The 20775-nt window shown below is 46.1% G+C and carries 16 protein-coding genes; all 16 read right to left on the reverse strand.

The window, feature by feature from the left end; genetic code table 11:
• Positions 1-15 precede the first annotated feature (15 nt).
• Positions 16-3558, reverse strand: coding sequence for a type VI secretion system membrane subunit TssM (gene tssM / locus BS19_RS17020; RefSeq protein WP_038176956.1), 3543 nt, complete (start codon positions 3556-3558; stop codon positions 16-18).
• 15 nt (positions 3559-3573) lie between these two features.
• Positions 3574-4977 (reverse strand): type VI secretion system protein TssA, encoded by a 1404-nt coding sequence (gene tssA, locus BS19_RS17025; RefSeq protein WP_038176958.1) that lies wholly within the window; start codon positions 4975-4977, stop codon positions 3574-3576.
• Between the two features lie 2 nt (positions 4978-4979).
• The gene (gene vasI / locus BS19_RS17030; protein WP_038176959.1) at positions 4980-5624 is read right to left on the reverse strand and encodes a type VI secretion system-associated protein VasI; all 645 of its coding nucleotides are present in this window, start codon (positions 5622-5624) and stop codon (positions 4980-4982) included.
• Positions 5621-7210, reverse strand: coding sequence for a sigma-54 interaction domain-containing protein (locus BS19_RS17035; protein WP_038176961.1), 1590 nt, complete (start codon positions 7208-7210; stop codon positions 5621-5623). Before BS19_RS17035 ends, vasI begins: the two co-directional genes overlap by 4 nt.
• Positions 7211-7212: 2 nt before the next feature.
• Positions 7213-9828: a type VI secretion system ATPase TssH gene (gene tssH / locus BS19_RS17040; protein ID WP_425425020.1), complete on the reverse strand. Its 2616-nt coding sequence runs from the start codon at positions 9826-9828 to the stop codon at positions 7213-7215.
• Between the two features lie 16 nt (positions 9829-9844).
• On the reverse strand, positions 9845-10618 hold the full coding sequence (icmH, locus tag BS19_RS17045) for a type IVB secretion system protein IcmH/DotU (RefSeq protein ID WP_038176964.1): 774 nt from the start codon (positions 10616-10618) through the stop codon (positions 9845-9847).
• Between the two features lie 2 nt (positions 10619-10620).
• Complete coding sequence (tssK, locus tag BS19_RS17050; protein WP_038176966.1) at positions 10621-11955, reverse strand: type VI secretion system baseplate subunit TssK; 1335 nt, start codon at positions 11953-11955, stop codon at positions 10621-10623.
• Positions 11956-11960: 5 nt separating this feature from the next.
• A complete protein-coding gene (gene tssJ / locus BS19_RS17055) occupies positions 11961-12440 on the reverse strand; it encodes a type VI secretion system lipoprotein TssJ (RefSeq protein WP_157631206.1) in 480 nt (159 codons plus the stop codon).
• A 2-nt stretch (positions 12441-12442) separates the two neighbouring features.
• A complete protein-coding gene (tagH, locus tag BS19_RS17060; protein ID WP_038176971.1) occupies positions 12443-13915 on the reverse strand; it encodes a type VI secretion system-associated FHA domain protein TagH in 1473 nt (490 codons plus the stop codon).
• 2 nt (positions 13916-13917) lie between these two features.
• Complete coding sequence (tssG, locus tag BS19_RS17065) at positions 13918-14934, reverse strand: type VI secretion system baseplate subunit TssG (protein WP_038176972.1); 1017 nt, start codon at positions 14932-14934, stop codon at positions 13918-13920.
• Positions 14898-16667: a type VI secretion system baseplate subunit TssF gene (gene tssF, locus BS19_RS17070; protein ID WP_038176974.1), complete on the reverse strand. Its 1770-nt coding sequence runs from the start codon at positions 16665-16667 to the stop codon at positions 14898-14900. Before tssF ends, tssG begins: the two co-directional genes overlap by 37 nt.
• Before the next feature lie 5 nt (positions 16668-16672).
• A complete protein-coding gene (tssE, locus tag BS19_RS17075; RefSeq protein ID WP_038176975.1) occupies positions 16673-17110 on the reverse strand; it encodes a type VI secretion system baseplate subunit TssE in 438 nt (145 codons plus the stop codon).
• A 5-nt stretch (positions 17111-17115) separates the two neighbouring features.
• Positions 17116-18591 (reverse strand): type VI secretion system contractile sheath large subunit, encoded by a 1476-nt coding sequence (tssC, locus tag BS19_RS17080; RefSeq protein WP_172953568.1) that lies wholly within the window; start codon positions 18589-18591, stop codon positions 17116-17118.
• 49 nt (positions 18592-18640) lie between these two features.
• Entirely contained in the window at positions 18641-19138 is a 498-nt protein-coding gene (gene tssB / locus BS19_RS17085; protein ID WP_038176978.1) for a type VI secretion system contractile sheath small subunit, read from the reverse strand.
• Positions 19139-19449: 311 nt separating this feature from the next.
• Complete coding sequence (locus BS19_RS17090) at positions 19450-20454, reverse strand: hypothetical protein (protein WP_051686571.1); 1005 nt, start codon at positions 20452-20454, stop codon at positions 19450-19452.
• Complete coding sequence (locus BS19_RS17095; protein WP_038176979.1) at positions 20438-20722, reverse strand: type VI secretion system PAAR protein; 285 nt, start codon at positions 20720-20722, stop codon at positions 20438-20440. The genes BS19_RS17090 and BS19_RS17095 overlap by 17 nt, the downstream gene beginning before the upstream one ends.
• Positions 20723-20775 lie beyond the last annotated feature (53 nt).

Here is a 20775-nt window from a genome sequence, read left to right on the forward strand (position 1 = left end):
TGCTCCTTTTTCTGGTTAATACAGGGTTTTAGAAAGCTTGAACGACTTAAACAGCCTCTCAGTGAACGGGTTCGCATCAGACTCGGCGTTGATTCGATAAATCATCTCTCCACCATCGACCGAGAAACGATAGTCGACCGATGTTTTACTCGCTGACAAGACACTGCCCTCTTCGAGCAAGCGGAAAAATGCCCATGGTCCCTTGAGATTAATACTGCGTGGTGACAAGTTAGACTTCGTTGGTACTAAGGTCACTTTCGACACCGCCGAATCTCGCAATGTGTTTGGCCAAATCAGCTCGGCGCCTTCACGTGGCCCATGACTGTACGTTAAGTACTGGCCATCTACATTCAAGACACTGCGCCGTTTGTTGCCACTTAGCTGCAGCGGCTCAACCGAGAAATTGACGTCCAAAATCCCTTTTCGATTAAAGAAAGCTTGGCGAATGCGCTGCGCTTGAGCAATTTGTGCCAATACTTCAGGGCGAATAATCGACTGGGCACTGTCATACTCATCAACCGCAATGTTCTCTTCAATAAACACTTTCAACTGGTTATTGTAGAAATTATCTAACGTTCCCTGCGGAGCAAAGAAGGCTTCAAAATCTTGTAACGCCACATCTTTGTTCGACTGTTCATTAAACGGATAGCGACTGGCTAGTTTAGTGTAGTAAGGCTGGTAAACGTCTTCATACCAACGTACTTCCAAGTGCTTAATTGCCTCTTGCTTAACCACATACCAGCTCTCATCAGCGAGTTTTGCCACCATGCTGTCAAGTGGCCTTGGCAAACCTGATGAAATCCGCTTTAAGGTATAAATAGGGTCGGCGCTGACCAGCTTGACCCGTGCCTTAGTCGCATCTAATGCCGCCATACCAACATCTGGTGACTCTTGGATCGCTTTCAGATAGGTTTTGAGTTCATCAACCGATGCCAGTACTTCATTGATATAAGCTGGCTGTTCGCCGACAGGTTTAAGCATCAAGTTAAGTTCCGCGAATGGCGATTGAATGCTCGACGCCACTTTGTACTTAGCACTTTTTAATAGCTCATCCTTTGCTTCACTGTCTGGGTCTAAACCCGCAATCACTTGGGTATTATTTTCCAACGTGCGCAGCAGTCGCTGCATTGGCTCAACGTTACCAGTGAGATTTTCTAGCACCATAACCGCATCATTGATATCACCGAAATACTTCATATCGATATCATTGAGCGCCGCTCGCCAGGTATTGACGTAATCGGCGACATATAGATTGCGGATCTTCTCACGCAGTACCTGTTTATCCGCTTCACTAAACTGAGCAACTTTTGACTGCCCCAGCACCCAGCTGTCAATCAGAGCCAACTCAGATACCGACTCAGAGCGCGGCATAAAGTAGTTTTCAAAGCCCTCTTTGGTCAGCATTTGTGGGATGTATAAGCTACTATTAGCAACACGTTCTTCAAATACGATATCAAAAATAGGCCCGACTAAGTTGCGAATACTGATAGCAGGACCAAGCACGGTTTGCGCATTGAGCTTAAGGTTACGATAAACACGTTGATCGTTCGGCATCGTGCTCAGTTCAGACTGAACCTTAGCAATAGTGCCATCATAAGGTTTCATCACTTGCTCTGCGAACGCATCTCCTTGAGCTCGCGCACTGGCCAAATCGGTGTGGCGCATCGCGTAATCTAAATGCTCAATCAACTCGCCTTGGACTTTCTTTTGTCCTGCGAAGGCGCGTTGCCAATACTTGCCAAAATAATCAAGAACATAGTCTTTATAACGACCACTTTTATCAACCATCATGCGATAGACACGCAGTACCGCGAGCTTTTCTTCTTCGGTTTTCGCTTGCTCAAGTGCGACGACAACATCAGCCATCAACAAGGGGAGGAAGCGGTTTTCCAATAAGTTTAAGTAGGTATCTTCAACCATTGGTCCGATTGTATGCCCTTGATAAAGACCAAAGTCCGAGATGTAACGTGGTTTTTCACGAAAGAAACCAAACTCTAACGTCGCTTGACGAATTTTGTTTAATGGCTCCAAAATATCCTTTTGTGACGCCAACGCAAGATTCGATGGGTACTTAGCTTTGTACTCATTCACCTTGGTCAATACCGCATCTGATTGATTAACGTTGACCTGATAGTAACGATGCCAAGTTCCGAACAGTAATACCGACGCCACCAAACAAGCGGCAAACGACAGCCCCATCAAACGGCGCTTTTGCTTCGCGACCCGGAAGTTATCCGAGGCTAATCCCGCTTCAGGATAGATAACATTGCTAAACAACTGCTGAGTAAAATAGACCGTTGAGTTCTTCGCGTTTTGCGCTTTATTAACCGAATGCGATAAACCATATCGGCGTGACGCAGAGTCACCAAAGGCATTACTTGGTACGCCTTGTTGATAGACCGAAGTAAAGTAAGCACCACGAACCAAGGCTGACGTCGAAAACTGGTCGCTAGAGAGCGCATCTTGGAAAAACTCTTTCAAGATACTTTGCAACCCGGACATTTGACGCGTAAAGCTATAAATGGCGTCGCGCTCTTCTTGATCTATTGGCTCTGCAACCGCATGAGGAAAGAGATCATTAATACGGGCAACAAATTGACCATAGTCGTTATCGAACTCTTCGAGCCAATGGTCAAGGTTATCGACCGATTCAAGTGAAAAGGTAAAACCCAGCACTTCATCACGTTGCGACTTGGAATAGTGTTTGAAGAATGGTTCAAAACCGTAGAGCAGATCGAGCTTTGTCAGCGTAATATAAACGGGCAGACGAGTGGCCAATGTTTCCATCAACTCACGAATACGTGCGCGCAATAGATTGGCATAGGCTTTACGCTCACTCGCAGTAGAGGTTGCTAAATGCGATACATCCAATGCCAGTACAACACCGTTAAGCGGTCTGCGACTGCGTGTTTTCTCTAACCAATTGACAAAGTGGAGCCACAAACGACGCTCCAGTTCACCATCATTGTCTTCGCTACGATTTCCCTGAGTGAGCAATTCACCGTCAGGGTCAATCAGTACCGACTCATCACCAATCCACCAGTCGAATGAGTATGGGTTCTCACTCTTTTGCCCAGAAGCGCGCATCACCGAAGATAACGCGAAATTCTGTCCAGAGCGATTGATCAAACTGGTTTTACCGGCATTTTCCAAACCAAGTACTAGATACCAAGGTAAAGCATAAAGGTAATTACGTGTGTTGAGACTCTGCTTCATCTCTTTCATCACGTCATTAAGTTCGGCTTCTTGGCGCTCTTCGTAGACCTGGATCGGATCTTGTTTTAACTGCTCTTCGCGCTTTTGCTGACCTTTGAAACCTTGCAGTTTTCGCCACTGCCAAATCCCCCAGCCTGATAGGGAGAAAAGCATGAATAGCGCACTCGCTAAACCGCGAGCAAATACGCTCTCTAATGGTTTACTGCCTTGAATTTCTACCCAAGGACCGGCCCACCAAATAGCGACATTTAATAGAATAAAGAGTGTAAACAACAGAATTGGAAGCGCTGCTGCAATACCCGGCTTAAATTTCTTAACGATCCCAATGATACTTTTCCACATGGATAGTCCCTTAGCTTAATCTGACGCTGTATTTCGTTCTAATTGTTCGATGAGTGACGGCTCCCACTGGGTAACGCTCGTCTGTGTAATTTCTTGTTTTAAGGTTTGATATTGCTCTTTAGCCATCGCATCTAGGTGGTTATGTTTAAGAAGATCGGCACTCAATAAGCGCCAGTAAAAACGATCGCGCGGCTCTGTTGCGGCCACTAAACCATCATTGAGCATCGACATCGCGACCGCAATGCCGCCCTCTTTGGCCAAACTGAACGCTTCGTCGCGCTGCTCTTGCCAACTGCCAGAGCCTGAAACAGCCGCCGCGCCGCCTTGATAAGCAGTGAGCCACTCTCGAACTGCGTCACTAATAAATGGCGCGCCCCCTTTAAATTTCAGTTCCACAACCGTGGGGAATCGCTCAATAAACGCTTGAGTTTCTTCAATAATCGCTTTGCACCATCCTTCTTGGCCCAATGCCTTTGCGATATCGTGACTCATCAGTTGACCTTCAAACCAATACGGTGCGATGGTCAAGCTCTGTTCCACTCGACGCCATAGTGCGAGATCCGGTTGATGCAGATGATCTTGATACTCTTTCACGCGCTCAGTTTGCATTCCTCTTAGCAAGGTTTGGCCTTGATGATCGTGATCAGGCAGCGTAGTAATCGCTCCCCATAGCGCATGGCGACGCACGCGAATGGCCAGCGCGCCCGAGAATTCTTGTTCAGAAAGATATTCCGCGACTTTCAGCAGTGTCTGTTTAGCCGCTTTGTCACTTGAATTGTCAATCGCTAAAGATGACGAGGACGTTGATGACGTACTCGTCGGCGCAGCAGGTTGCTGCTGCGCGGCTTGCGCGACTTTCTCTCGCTCTTGAGCTCTTGTTAGTTGATTAACAATCGTCACCACGACCGACTCGGCCACATCAGACGATAACTCGTTGTCTTCAAGGACCGCCTGCCACTCTTGCACCGTTTGTTGCAACTCCTCTCGGTCTTGGCTATCGAGTGTGGCAAAATCAAACTTATCCACGGCCAATGAAAAACGCTGGCAGATTTGACTAAAAAACTTTCGTCTCGGCAGGTTGCCGCGTTTACCCGGAGCTGGAAAACAGTCTTGCCAATAGTGGGTAATAAAATCACTCATGACACCAAAAGAAGTGATCAAACGTTTGGGGGTCAATTGATGATGCAAACACTGCAAAAGGTAAACCAACAGTTTGATGTCTTTACTTTTTTCATTCAACAAGGTGACGGTACTATGCTCGACCTCTTGCCACTGCACACTGGCATGAGATAACGAACCCACCTTCATCATTTGATCTTCAACAAAATCAAACAGTGGCTCATCCAATAGTCGTTCACCGACTGGTGACTCTGCGCTGATCGGGCGCACAATGCTGGCTCGATACTGAGTAATGTCCATTGTTACCACCCACACCTTTGTCGCAATGGCACTAGGGCTTGATCTAACTGCGTAGCGTCAAATTTTAGGCCGTCAATCTGCGGCGAATTTGAGCGCAGAGTCAAACGCGAGTTTTTCGTCATCGCTTTCATCATTGAAATCGCAGGCATTCCTCGTGCTGACGAGAACAACACCCCAACATCATCGCTGCGCCAATGCTGTTTTGGGCCATAAGCAACAGAAACCTGAATCCGTGCATCTTCCAGGGCAGTCGGTAGCGCCAATTCAATCCGGCTTATTTTGTTAATACAGCTCATCATCAACACGGGTGAAGGCTTATCTGGAGTTTGCGCCACGGATAGCGTTAACCACGCATCACCATTGTCTTTATCGCCCTGTTCAATCACATTGATTGGCTGCGCTTCAAGTGCGGTGGTAAACGCGGTATGCCAAGCTTGTGGTTTGTTATCGCCTAAAGACTGAGTCGATAACTGTGTTGGTGTATTTAGGGCTTGATCAAAGCAACTTAATCGCTCTAGGCGCTCGCTAATGGTGGTGCATTGCTGAGCACGCTCAAGCGGGGACATTGTGGCGTCACTCGCCACCGTCTGGGCGCTAAACAATAAGCTGTTAACCGATATTGTCAGTAGCCAAGTCGAGGTTTTCATAACGCTTTGATCTCCAACTTCTGACATTTGTAGGCGAGTGTGCGCTTAGGGATACCTAAACTCTTGGCCGCTTTACCACGATCACCCGAAAATTGATTCAAACGCTCACGAATGATCTGCTCTTCATAATCATTCATCGCCTGTTTCAGGTCATTAATGGCAGAAAAGCCCCCTTGAGCTGGCGCATAAGGATGATCACTGATAAAGGTTGACTGTAGATTGTGATGCATTGTTGGCTCGGCACTTTGCAATTCAAAGTTCAAGCACGCGATGCGATTGGCGAAACTGCCTTCACTCACTTCAGATTCATCGCGGCACTGAGCACAGCCAAATTCCACTAAATGTTTTAACTCACGCACATTTCCCGGGAAGGTGTATTGCTTTAAACAGTCCAAAGCACGGTAATGCAAACCACGGATTTTAGTCCCATGTTGTCGATTGAATTCACTAACAAAATGTTGGCTCAACTGATCAATATCTTCGAGGCGTTCAGACAAACGCGGCAAAGTGAGTGGGTATTGGAACAGACGATAGTACAAATCTTGGCGAAACTGCTTGCTACGTACTTGTGCCAGCAAGTTAACATGCGTTGCCGAGACCAAACGAAAATCTGAGCTGAGCTCTTCTTTGCCCCCAATCGGGCGAAATTGTTTGGTTTCGAGAACGCGAAGCAACTTAGCTTGAAGTGAAAGCGGCATATCACCAATTTCGTCGAGAAATAGTGTCCCACCATCGGCTTGAGCGATCAGACCTTTTCGGTCAGATTCAGCGCCAGAGAATGCCCCTTTACAGTAACCAAATAACTCACTTTCAAGCAGGTTTTCGGGGATAGCAGCACAGTTAATTGCCACTAATGGCTGCGCACTACGAGTGGATAGATGATGAATCGCTTGTGCGACCAACTCTTTACCCGTTCCGGTATCACCTTGTACCATAACCGAAAGCTTTGATTCCGCCGCACTGACGATTTGCTGACGAAGCCTTTGCATCGAACCACTTTGGCCAATCAATGACTCAGACAGTTTATCCGCCATATCACGCAACTTTGTGTCGCGCTGAATATCGCTAAGCGATTCAGACAACACTTTAATGTCACGCTGCTCGCGTTCCATCTCTTCAAGCAAATGCCATTGTTTGGTGAACACATCAACAAACTTAATGCAGTCTTGGCTTGCAAACGCGCGACTGACCGTGCGTTGATCTCCCAACATGAACAGCACTAACTGCACCTGCTTCGAGTTCAACGGCAGAGGATGAATACACACGCTTTCAAACATGCCAACCCCAGCCACCAACTCAGCAAAAGCGCGATCGGATTGCCAGAACAATAACTCATCCGAAGAGAGTGCCATTGGTGATGCGCTTTGCAACACATGGGCAAATGGATTATTGAGATCATCGACCCCCCACGAGACGTTAGTCTGCCCATCATGAGGAACGAGACGACGTCCCTCTGAGTTAGGCATTAACATCATGCAGTTAGACAGACTCAACTCACCCACAACAATTTCTACAAACCGAGCCATCAGCTCACTCTTGGTCTTGATGCCAATAAGATCAGTGACTCGCTCTAACCAGTTAGACATCACTACTCAACCTCGCCGATAAACTCACCGTCTTGCGCAGCAAGGTAAATACGAGTCACAGGTTGCTGCTCAGAAAGCTTGTTGAGTAACGCCAGCGAAATTGGTGGTAATAATTGACCTTCGATAATCGCTTCTAGCATACGCGCGCCATTTTCTGAGCGAGTCGCACGCGATAAGATTTCATCTATCAGCGAATCTTCGATCAGTACTTCCGCTGCATAACGTTCTTTAAAGAGTGTTTCGAGACGCGAAAGCTTAAAGCGCACAATAGACTCAAGCACTTCGTTACTAAGTGGCATATAAGGAACCACTTCCATTCTTGCCAATAGCGCGGGTTTGAAGAAAGCGGCCAACTCTGGATAGAGTGCATCATCAAGCTTTTCGACTTGGTCAGCGTAATCAACAATGGTCTGGAAACCTAAGTTTGAAGTTAGGAAGAAGACAATATTCTGGCAATCGATAATGCGACCTTCACCATCGGCAAGTTCCCCTTTATCAAAGGCTTGATAGAAAAGGTTGAGGACTTCCGGATGGGCTTTTTCTACCTCATCAAGCAACACTACTGAATAGGGCATCTTACGAATCGCTTCCGTCAATATGCCACCTTCACCGTAACCAACATAACCCGGAGGTGAACCGATTAAACGCGATACTGTGTGTTTCTCTTGATACTCAGACATGTTAATCGTGGTTAGAAATTGCTTACCGCCATACAAGTGCTGGGCAAGCTGTACTACCGTTTCGGTTTTACCGACACCACTTGGCCCCACGAGTAAGAAAGCCCCTTTTGGTCGGCCTGGACGACGTAAATCGGCACGAGCGGTCAGAAGGTGTCGATGAACACGTTCAATGGCGACGTCTTGCCCCTTGATTGACTGACCTAAAATGCTCGCTAAGTGCGTAATCTTATGCAGTTCATCGCTGTTCATTTGATCAACAGGTACCCCCGTCCAATCGGCTATCACTTCCGCGACTTGCTGAGCATCAACTTGAGGATGAATCAGACGTTCAGTGTGGGGAATGGCATCTAACTGCTGATATTTTTCGCGGATGGTCGCGACAATTTGCTCGCGCTGATCGACAGGTAAAGCGTTTTGTTGCTCGCTTGTGAGCGAAGATCTAAGTTCAATAATCTCTTCAACCAACTCTTTTTGCTGCTGCCACTGAGCCGTCAAGCGCTCACGCTCTTGTTCGTCTTCTGCCTCTTGAATTTTAAGCTCTTCCAGACGTTCATGGTCAACGTCTTTACCGAGTAATTGAGCTCGTTCCAGCATATCGATTTCAAGTTGACGTTGGTGACAAGCGGTTTCGATAAACGCTAAACGTTTTGGTGGCGCGGTCAAATTGATGGCAATACGTGCACAGGCGGTGTCGAGTACGTCAATCGCTTTATCAGGCAGTTGTCGACCCGAGATATAACGCACCGACAACTCAGCCGCCGCTTTCAATGCATCATCGGTGATCAGAACATTGTGCGTTTTCTCATACACGCTGTTCAACCCGCGTAGAATATCAACCGCTTGCTCTACACTTGGCTCATCAAGTTTAACCAGTTGGAAACGGCGAGTTAATGCCGGATCTTTCTCAAAGTACTTTTTGTACTCTTTCCACGTAGTTGCTGCGATGGTGCTTAGTTCACCTCGAGCGAGCGCTGGTTTAAGTAAGTTAGCCGCATCACCGCCCCCTTCTTGATTGCCCGCTCCGATTAGGGTATGCGCTTCATCGATGAACAAAATGATCGGTTTTGGTGAGTGCTTAATCGCATCAATGACCCCTTTAAGGCGCTTCTCGAACTCACCTTTAACTGAAGCACCTGCTTGCAACAAACCTAAATCGAGTGAGTGAAGTTCAACACCTTGTAGTTGCAAAGGCACGGTCCCTGCGACCACGCGAAGGGCCAACCCCTCAATCATAGCGCTCTTACCAACACCGGCATCCCCGACCACGATCGGATTGTTCTTGCGTCGTCGACATAGGATATCAATCATAAGGTTGATTTCGTTTTCACGACAAAGAACCGGATCCAGTTGATTCTGGCGCGCCTGCTCGGTCACGTTAGTGCAGTATTTGGCAAGAATAGAGGTATCGCTACCCTCTTGTGCCAACGTTTTACCTGGCGAGCTTGGTTCAACTTGTGTTTCTGAAGAGTCAGCGAGCACCATATCAAAGTGCTTTTTCAAGCTCTCGCGATTAATACCATCAACAATACGCACCAACTTATGGTCCATATAGCGATCAGCTCGTGTCAACGCGGCCAATAGAATGGCACCTGAGCGAAGTTCCGGTTGATCCAGTTCGGTGGTTGATAATAGCCAAGCTTCTTGAAGCAGCTCTACCAATAGTGGAGAAAACGCTGGATAACTATCAAGCGCTTGTTCGCGAGCAAAACTGGTCACAATGGCTTGTTTAATGTCATCGATCGATAAGTCAGATTGCTTCAAGATCACGCGCACATCTGAAAGTGGGTTGTCTAATAAGACTTCAAGATAGTGCTCAAAAGTAATTTCACTGTGCTGACGTTCAATACACACAGACGCTGCCTGCTCTAGGGCAAGCTTGCTCTGTTGATTTAATTTAGCAATAAGAGTGGGTAGTTCAATACGTATCACGGCAATCACCTAGCCTTAATTATTTTTATAGAATTTGATTGAGTTGTTCGATTACGTCACTGGTTTTGACGTGGAGTAAGTAGCTGTAGCCGAGAAACGCGCCACTCCATAGCACGACAAAGCCTACAAATATCGACCACAAAGGCACCTGCTTACTCAATTTGTACTTAGAACGCACCACATGCTCAGTGGCGCTCGTGAGCTGAGCAATATCGGCCTCATTATCTCGATTAAGCAATTTGTGCAACTGACTAATAACTTTCTCACGCTCAATCTTCCCTGATTCAATCACGCGATATTTGCCTTCGAAACCAAGTACTAAACATTGATAGATGAATTCAAGTAACGGTTTGTACTGTTCAGGTTCAGCTTCAAGACGCTTAAGGATGGTAAAAACTTTTTCGCCTCCCCACGTTTCATTATGAAAGCGCGATAGCATGGAATGCTCTGCCCATACTGTTGATGCGCCCCACGACGTTCCCATCACAGACTCGTCCAAAAACGTACACAGAATGTAGCGATAAGCCATTAACACCGCGTGTTCATAACCAAGCTCCGTGAGCTCAATTTCAATGGTTTTGATCTCTTCTACGGTCTGCTCATAAATGGCTTCAATATTGTCACACTCAGCCAGTTGGCGAACTCGCAGTGCCAAACCAAGCAGCGGGGTCGCCGCATCAATCAATGGGTTATTCAAACTGCCGCGCATCTGAAACCAGTAGTCCTGGTCATGATTGATTCTCTCGACATCATCAAATAGCAAACTGCTGTATTTACTGTCTTTTTTATTGATATCCATGCTTAACTCCTGATTGCCCAGAACTGCAGATCGAGTTCTTCAAATGCCGCTGCCACGTGGAACGCAAAACCACTAGAGTGCTGAAGCATACTCCAGGCACTACTGGTCTTATCCAATTGGTAATAGGTATAACCCGCGTGATAAGGAAGCTGACGTGGTGCAACTGGCAACGCAACCAGAGGGACACCAGGCAATTGCAGTGAAATAAGCTCACGGATTTTCTCAACAGACGAAACTTTGGTTTGCTGAGTGAATTGACGACGCAGCTCATCCATTGGCATACGCGCCTTAACAGCGATAATAAAGTCAGCGTTCGCCATCAACTGTGGATCTTGAATTGGCGCGACCATCAAGCCGTACTTACGTTTATCTAACTGAATGGATACCGCTCTCGGTTCAAGTACCACACTGAGCGACTGACGTAGATTACGGATCAAAGGCCAGAACGACTCCGTTGGCATATCATGGTTATAGCTAACGGTTTTCGGTGGCAGACGGCTTTCGTCGGTAAAGGTCGCTAGTTCACCAGCCACTGTTGACAGGCATTCAAACAAGCGCTCTGGGTGGAGACTACGTAACTCTGCCAAATGTTGCATCTGCGGCTGTAAGCGGTTTAGAGCTTGCAGCAACATAAAGTCAGACACATCCGCAACACCACCTTGTGATGGTGAACTAATACGCTGAGCAATATTCTTGGCGCGTTCACGCATCAGACCTGAAATTTCATTAACAAAACGGTGCAAAGCTACATTACCGACCACATTGAGGTGACACGGAATAAAATCGGCGTCCATCACCACACTGCCATCTGGACGTTTTTCTAAAATGCGACCGACCGCCATTGACGCATACGCGCTACGATCTTCTTTCTCAAGCATCAATTGAATGCGCATCGGTGACACATCAATGGTCGTCATGTCGCCTTGTACGGTATGGACATCACGAACTTCAAGACGGCGGCTTTCATAGCGCCCTGTGCCTTGAACTTCTGGCCAGTTAACCTCCATTAAGGACTCACTACGCAGCGGAATTGCTAGGTAAACCAGTTGATTTGCTAGCGATGCATCTTCTATTTCTAACGCGTCAGGCAGTGTATCTTCTTGAGGAATACGAAACGCAGTACCGTCAGGCATAATGCCAACAGCACGTTCAATCGCGATACGACCGAAAGAGAGGTATTCTGGGTTTAACGAGAATTCTGACACACCATATAGATAACGACTCACCGAACTCATGCGTTCGTCGATATAGTATTCTGTGTATCTTTGCTGCTGTTGGAAGTGCTGAGGCTTTATAAATAAGCCCTCATTCCAAATAACACGATTGCGTGCAAACATCTTGTCTATTCCACCTTTTCCAACTTCACGTCGTATTCATCTAGAAGCATCAAAAGGTGATACTCCCTGCCTTTGTTTAGTACTTTGACCGCTTTCTTCCACTCACTCAGCTCAATATCGGAGAAGTTCGCCATGATGCCGATATAATTAGTCTCTTCATCGACTTCGATCTGATTGACGAATTTAAACTGCCCTGGCATCAAGACGTAGTCATAGCTTTTGACGAAATTACTTTTCAGTGCTTTCTCATAATCCGCTTTCAACTGGTCATAACTTGATGACATAAACATCGAGTCGTCCACCAGCTCAAACACTTGAATTTCGACTGGTGATGCCTGGCCCCAAAGACTCGGATTAACGTCATCACCTGCGACAATACTGAACGTCACTTTGGTCGGTAACAGCGTAGGATCGTAACGCTCCGGTTCGCTGCTACACGCAGTGAGGATCACAGTGAGAAAGCCCATCCATAACAGATTTCTCACGCCTAAAACTCCAGTTGCTTCTCGCGAATCTTCTTGTCGTACGCTTGCTCAAAAATTTCCCAGAACAATTTTTCAAAGCCTTGTTGGCGATGTGAGGTCAGCTCTTGGTAATAATTGCAGTACATATTCCACGCCCAGGCGTCTGTGTCGTGGGCAGTATCTTGATGAGATCGCTTGTAGTTTTGGAAACGACGTTGCAGCACCTGTGGCGAAAATGCGCCAAGAATCTGGTTTAACGCTTCACCAGTAGCATGTTGCATCGCTTCATTGTGCGCTTGAACATTACGTAAGCTTTCTGCAATGGCTGCCGGCGCCGACAAATGCACGGCACTTTTCTCTGCGTCATACAAGGTTTTGATTGTCTCTTGGTAAGACAAACCTAAACGCAACGGGTTATCTTCAATCGGCTGCAAATTACGGTTCAAGGTGCCAAATCGGCCGTTACAGACCTGTTGATGTAAATCAAGCAACCCTTGAATACACGCTTGTAACGATTCACCCATTTCTTGCGAGAGCATGTGCATGCGCTCAATATCATCCGTTTGATCAACTTGTACGCCTAAACCATTGAGCATCGGCCCGGTCAATAGGTGACCACCTGTTGCTGACTGGCTGTGATTCGTACTTGGTTCTGGTTGAATGCTTTTTGCTACTTCTTCCTCTAGCAAATCTAATGTCTGCTCGTCCATTTGGAGGCCCTCTGAAACGTTGTCGTGAGTTATCTGTTGTTGTGATTCAAGCTGATTAGCTTGTTCAATATGGGTTTGTTGCATCGGTTTGCTCGGCGCTGCTGCTTTCTTGCCAAAGCCAAAGCTAAGAATGCGTTTCAGCGTCATTGATGAGCTAATTTCATTATCACTGTCTGCTTGCACGGTAAAATTCGGCGTACGCAGGGTTAAATCTTCTTCAGGAACAATCGAGCGCTGCTCGTCTTCCCTTGCCGTTTCAAGTTGACCGTCAATCAGTGACTCTTGCTCGCTGCCGATCATAAGTTCATCAAGCGCCGCTAATGGCTCGGTGCTGATTTCGCTCTCTTGCTCATCCTCTGTGTCGATATCGAACGTATCATCGGCAAGCAAGTCAGTACTTGTTTCTTCAAATAATTGGCTCAATGGACCCGCAGTGTGATCTTCTTCGTACTCACCTAACATTACTCGCAGTTGGTAAGGACCAATGTTGATGTGGTCTTTGTGAACCATTTTCGCCAGCAATCCTTTGCCGATCGGCATTTCGGTCCCATTAACGAATGTCTCGCCACTTAAGTCACGCAGACAGAAGGCACCATCAAACATCAACACTTCACAGTGCTCACTTTTAACTTGACCCTGACCATCTTTGAGCAGCCATTTACTGTGTGACCCAGAGCCAATAATGCCGCCGGACTTGTCCCACTGCATCGCAGCAGAAAGGCCTGATTCCAGTCGCTGTGCGTTTATCACTATCAAGGTGAGATTAGGTTGAGCCGAAGAATCCATTGTTATTGCCTTACTTGTATTAATACACTTTTCTCTTGTGAACTGGTGCCAAGAAATGATGTCCAGCCAAGTGCAATACCCGACTGTTCGCCCAATACGAAATCAGGGGCTTCATCGTCATCCATAGTCAGCTCCAAGTCGTATGCCATTTGCTCACGTAATATAAATTCAACCAGTTTGCATAGCGGTTCAAACTCTTGTCCTGATGGTAAAAAGTCAGAGAACTTACTGCGCGATAGTTGGCGAATACAGATCGTAAACTTACCGTTGCAGTCAATAATCGATTCACCCACCATGCTGGTCACGCCCAGTTGTGAATTTGCTTTACCCAAGGTCGTTTGCTGAGCCGGGTCAATCAGCACTTTACGTCGCGTCCATTGGCGAATTTCAACATCGTCCAAATCAAAACAGTGGGCAATGATCCCAGACACCACTTGCGGCGAGCGACTTCGCCCTGCCAACGTGCCTGAGTAAGCCAACATCTTGCACCAGTTGATTGGCGTATCACCGCGCAAATCAGGCGAACCTAAGCCAACAAGTGACAGTAATTGAGCGGAAAAATCGTCCTGAGCGTCAGGTTGAAAACGCACAAAATAGCGATACTTACGCCAAATTCGGTACACCAGATTGATTAGTCGGTTGTTAAAAAAGTCGAAAAATGGCTGCTTAAAACCACCTGGCTCTTCGTTTAATAATTGTTCGACCACAAACCCTGGTAGTGGTGATTGCGCTCCTGACAAACCAAAGAAATTAGTCAGCATGACCAAACGTTGGTCATCCCGCTTATCAAGCCGACTGACATCCGACGGTGAAAAGCCGAGACTCGGGTTGCCACTAAATACCAATTTGCACTGGCGCTCCCAATCGTCATTTTCCGGATTTAATTCAAATAGCTTTTGCAGCAACTCAACCAGCTGATAAAAGTTGTAGTCATGAACGTCTTGTGGCAACACGGCCTCAACGGTTTGACCCAACTCATCCGCTAAATGAGTGGTTGCATCCCCGTCTGAGTACCCCATGTGTACCTCTCTTGATTGGTGGTATTGACCACATTAAGCTCATGAAATGAGTTAATGCTGGCGTATAAAGCAAAGAAATGACTCAACACGGTGCCAAATAGGAACAAATCACCTTCTGAGCCAAAACCTGATTGGTCGATGTATAAGGTGGATTGCAACCCACGCACCGGCAGTCCACGCAATACCTTATCCAGTGGCTTAGATTCTATTTTCTGAATCGCTGCGAGCCGCTGCCTAGAAACCCGCTCGGCTTGGCGATCAACCAAAGCACGAAAATCATAAGCACGTAACACACTGCTTAATGCGTCTTTAGATAACAGCGATAAATAGTTAAGCGACAAGTTGGAAATCAAGGTCCACAATAAACTTCCATCTAACACTGGGCGCAGCGACTGCGAAGGCACAGATAAATTGGCGAACGTGGCAAATGGCGGTGACGTATCGGTGGGTAGGCAAATATCTCCCACACCGAGTTCTAGTGGCAGCAGTCGGTTAGTGCAGTTGAGCTTAATCGAGACCGCTTCATCAACATCAAATGAGACCGTTTCATCACTGCGGACAAACGAGATAAAGGAATCAAAACCATCACCACGAATACTCTCTTTAACGCGAGTGCGGTAATAGAGGGCATTACGATTACGCACTCGCTCAACTTCGTGCTGGAAGCTTTCAAACGAGGAATAGACACGTTTTGCACCACGAACCCGCTTACCTTCACTAGCTGAGTCTTGCCAACCCGTTACCGCCTCGACATTGAAAACTTCATAATGCGATGGGTAACGGCTTGACGGCGCAATACGATATTCAGATTGACGGCCGGACAACGCAATAGGATCAGCATCGTGTTCAAATAAATTGATAATCGGGGTGCAATAAAGCTGAAAATTGTCTTTCTGAACCCGAACATCTGCGGGGAGCGTTTTGGAGAAATGCAGCTGGATAGAAAACGTCCCAGTGACATTTTTCGGGATTGCTCGGTCAAGCCCTACCAAGTCAAAGAAATGAAATGCCTCAGGAAATGACAAGTATTCTTGCAAGACACGATAACCTTCATAGACGTTGGTTGGGTAAGGGAGTAGAGCATCGTCACTATCAAAACCTACGGTTTTAAAACAGCCTTCATCAAGTGGAAACTGAGTGCCATTGACATCAATGGTGACCTTGTCCAAGTAGTGATTAAGCCACAGGTAGATCATCTGTGAGCTGTACTTATCGCCACCCAGATAAAAGCGCAGGCCATCAAGCAGTGCACTGCCTACTGTGGTGTCTCCTAACATCTCAAGTGATAGGTCAATTGTGGTTGCTTCGCGGGTGTGTTGCGCTCTAACATCAGTGCATGTTAATGGGTAAAGATCGACACTACGACAGGTGCTAAAGTGACATTTAGTGCCAAAAACTGGCTTACTGTCTACCTGAGTGCCTTTAGCAATCACCTGCTTTTCACTAACACTTTTATCTGGTTTAAAAGCCAAAATAGTCATGCTTGGGATAGGCCTTAAGTAGTTAGGCCAAAGCATGTTGATCATTGAGTGAGTGAGTTCAGGGAATTCATCCTCGACTTTTTCTCGCAAACGCGCCGTGAGAAAAGCAAACCCTTCAAGCAGTCTTTCGACATCCGGGTCCATTGTTCTACCGTGCAAGAATCGAGAGAGCTGAGGGTGAATTTCGGTAAATTCACGCCCTTGCTCTTTGAGAAAAGCCAGTTCCTCTCTGAAATACTTGTCTTGAGTCATAATCCCTAAATCACTCGATATTGTCTGTTTTGGTCCAAAAGCAAACTGATGTGAACGCGGTCGTGAATTGCATCGCTATTAATTTGTGCCGTTATTCTGAACTGCAGCGACAACGGACTGAATCTGTCCGTCTCAGCAATGACTTCAATGTTCTTGAGTCTCGGCTCAAAATTATGTAAGCAGTTTTGAATCGCTAACTTGACCTTTAGCGACAGATCTAAGGTGTCTAGCGTGGCATCATTGAAATCAATCAATCCCAAACTCGGCGAACTTTGTGCCCCACCAACACGTGTATTTAAGATCTTGGAAACGTTACCTTTAATTGAGTTGAGAACATCATTTGGCTCTGGGCCTTGTGTTAAAGAAACGTTCTTAGCGTTGGCTTCTAAGCGTTCAAAGAAGCCAACACCGAACGTACTTTCTTCAGGAGCAAAGTACGTCATGATGGTTATGCCTGATCTAATCGGCCAACCAGTGACAATTCAAAGTTTGCACCCATGTACTTGAAGTGAGGACGGACAGAAAGAGAAACTTGGTACCAACCTGGATTACCATCCACATCAGCCACTTCAATCTTCGCTGCACGTAATGGACGACGACTACGAACATCTGCTGGTGGGTTCTCTTGGTCAGCCACAAACTGCTTGATCCAAGTATTCAACTCACGCTCTAAATCTTGACGCTCTTTCCATGAACCGATCTGCTCGCGCTGCAGTACTTTAATGTAGTGAGCAAGGCGGTTAATGATCATCATGTAAGGTAGCTGAGTACCCAACTTGTAATTGGTTTCCGCTTCTTTCCCTTCTTTAGTATTAGGGAAGATTTTCGGCTTCTGGATTGAGTTTGCCGAGAAGAACGCTGCATTATCGCTGCCTTTACGCATTGTTAGGGCGATAAAGCCTTCTTCTGCTAATTCAAACTCTTTACGGTCAGTAATGAGGACTTCGGTTGGGATCTTCGCCTGAAGCGCACCCATTGACTCGAACACGTGGACAGGAAGATCTTCAACAGCACCGCCACTTTGTGGGCCAATGATGTTTGGACACCAGCGGTATTTGGCAAAACTGTCGGTTAAACGTGTCGCAAACGCGAAAGCAGTGTTGCCCCAAAGGTAGTGTTCATGAGACTGAGAAACACTCTCTGCGTAGTTAAATGACTTAATTGGGTTTTCAGTTGGGTCATAAGGTACACGCAAAAGGAAACGCGGCGCTGCCAAACCTAAGTAACGTGCATCTTCAGATTCACGAAGTGAACGCCATTTGGTGTACTTCGGGCTTTCAAAGATAGATTTAACATCTTTAATATTTGGTAATTCTTCGAACGAATCAATACCGAAAAACTCTGGGCCAACGCTTGAGATAAAGGGAGCATGAGCCATAGCTCCGAGTGACCCCATGTATTGAAGTAACTTCATATCAGGTGTTGATGGCGTAAAGCTAAAGTTACCCACAATCGCACCTGTCGGTTCGCCACCAAACTGGCCATAGCCCGACGAATATACATGTTTGTATAATCCTGACTGGGTGGTTTCTGGTGCAAACTCAAAGTCTTCAAGTAGCTCTTCTTTAGTCACGTGAAGAAGATCAATTTTGTTGTTCTCACCAAAATCGGTACGATCAACCAGTAGTTTTAATCCACGCCATGACGATTCCATCTGTTGGAATTTTTCGTCATGGAGAATTTCATCCATCTGAGCGCTGATTTTTTTATCTAACTCAACCAACATTTGGTCAACGAGAGATTTATTCACGGCTTCGTCAGTTTGTTGCGAGCCAATGAGGTTCTCAATAAACGCAGCGACGCCTTTTTTGGCAATATCGTAGCCTTCTTCACTTGGCGCAATTTTCGTTTGTGCCATGATTTCATCTAGTAAGCCGCCTTCAGCTAACTGGGGTCTTTCTAGTACCGTTTCTGTAGACATCAGGTATTTCCTAATCCATTAAATGACGAATGTTGTTAGTTAGTCTCTTGTTCTATTTTGGCTCTTCGCCAACGATGCTGAGCTCTTCAAGTAATTTGTCGCGTGACTCCTGAGAGTGCAGCAGTTCTTGCAGACGTTCGCGGAACGCAGGGATATTGCCAAGAGGACCTTTCAGAGCCACAAGCGCTTCGCGCAGTTCAATCAACTTGTTAAGCTCTGGGACTTGACTTGCAATTGAATCTGGAGAGAAGTCAGCAAGTGAATTGAAACTCAGCTCAACAGGAAGTTCTGCATTTTCGTCGTCGCTTAACTTACTCGCTACCGAGGTAGACAAGCTAAGTTCACTTTCACGCATCACTGACTCAAAGTTGTTTTTATCAACTGAAACGGTACTACGCTCTTCGACAGGTGTTTCTTCGGTATGGCCTTTAAAGTCACCGACTACTAATGTTTTTAGTGGCAGTTCAACTTCAGCCTGAGCATCGCCGGTAGCAGGAATATATTTAATATTAATCCGCTCTTTAGGAGCAACGCTTCCTTCCTTAGACATAATCAAAGTTCTCCGATATTAATTAAATGGATGGTGGTATTTATGACAAAAGAACCCCGAACCTATATTTTCCAATACAGGCTAATTATTCTTTTTATCAAATATTTTTATTTACGCTTATTTGGTCGATAAGATAATCATAATTAAATTATCGATTGCTGATAAAAGTTATGGAATAGACATCACACATAACCCTTAACAACACTAAATGAGGGAATAAGTTATTACGAACCAAGTAAATCAGTCTTTAGGACCACTCTTAAAGTTGATCCTTGCCATAATATCTAACCCTAAATTCATTCTTTTATGACTTAATCAAGCCATAAATAGTCATGATGAAAATACGTTTCTTGTTTAACCAGTTCTGCTTTCATTAACTCGGCCTGAGCAATTTCTTGCTCGGAAAGCGTATCAACAATGTCTTTGTAATCTTGCTCTACTTTCTCGTAGGTTTGCAGCAAACGATCTTGCCCTGCTGTCTCTAGGTAAAGCTCCAAGTACGCTTTGGCTTTGATAAGGTCTCGCTCAATAAACCCATAGCGCTGACTTTGACCACTGTATATCTTAGCTAGTGTGACCAATGACGTCACATCGCCCTGCTCCAAGGCCTTTTGTCGCCATTCAAACGCTCTGTTTAGCTTGCCCTGCTCTTCAAGCAAACTAATGTATTTCTTAGTGGCAGGTATGTACCCAGCCTGCGCTGCTTTTAAATAACTCTGATTCATCGCGGTAATACGATCGCTATCAAAGAAAAACTCACCTTCACCTTGCTCTAAGCGCGCTGCATAAGTCATCTCTGCCTTAGGCAGTTCAAATAGACGGGCTTTATCAAGGTAATATTGAGATAGTGGTCGATCGCTGTGGTAAAAATAGCCAGATAACAACAACAACGCACGACCAGGATCATCTGCTCCCAATTCAATGAGTTGGTCATGATACTGGCGTTGGTAAAGGTCACGTTTCGCCGCACTAATCCAATCACCAAATTGGTAGATATAATTAAGTGCAAATAAACTTTGACCTTCTGCCGCCTTCTCTAAATAGCGCTGTGCTTGTTGATTAATACGTTCAGTGTGTCTATAACCCAAAGAATCAAGGGCGTAAACATACGCAGCATCCGCGTTGCCTTTATCAGCCGCATACTTGAGGTATTGGCGTGCTTCGCTATTTTTAAACTGCGCTCGCAACAGTGCACCCGTTGAGTAGGCTTCGTCAGCGCCCATTTGCTCAATGTGATAATTATTTGATGCAAGAGCGGGATAGCTGAAGCCTATGAAAACCAAAATATAGAGCCTGAACTTAACCAATATTGACACTACTTCCACCTTGTAAAACACCACCACAACTCACGGCATCACCTGCTCTTGCTGCCGGTTTACCATCAATGTTTACTGTCCCTGACCCTGCGGCAATTGTCCGTCCATGGGGAGGGTTATTAGGTTTATCATGCGGAGCGAGTGGATCGCCCTGCCGAGCTGCGGGTATCCCATCGATTTTCACGCTTCCAGAACCAGCAGTCACTGGCGTTGGTGGAAAACCATCATGCTCAGTGCCGATGTGTCCAACAATAATTCCATTACCCATATTGGTATTCTTCTCATTAAATAACTAAGCAGAATTAAATAGCAAATACCGCA

This window comes from Vibrio pacinii DSM 19139 (assembly GCF_000711795.1).
Lineage (GTDB): Bacteria > Pseudomonadota > Gammaproteobacteria > Enterobacterales > Vibrionaceae > Vibrio > Vibrio pacinii.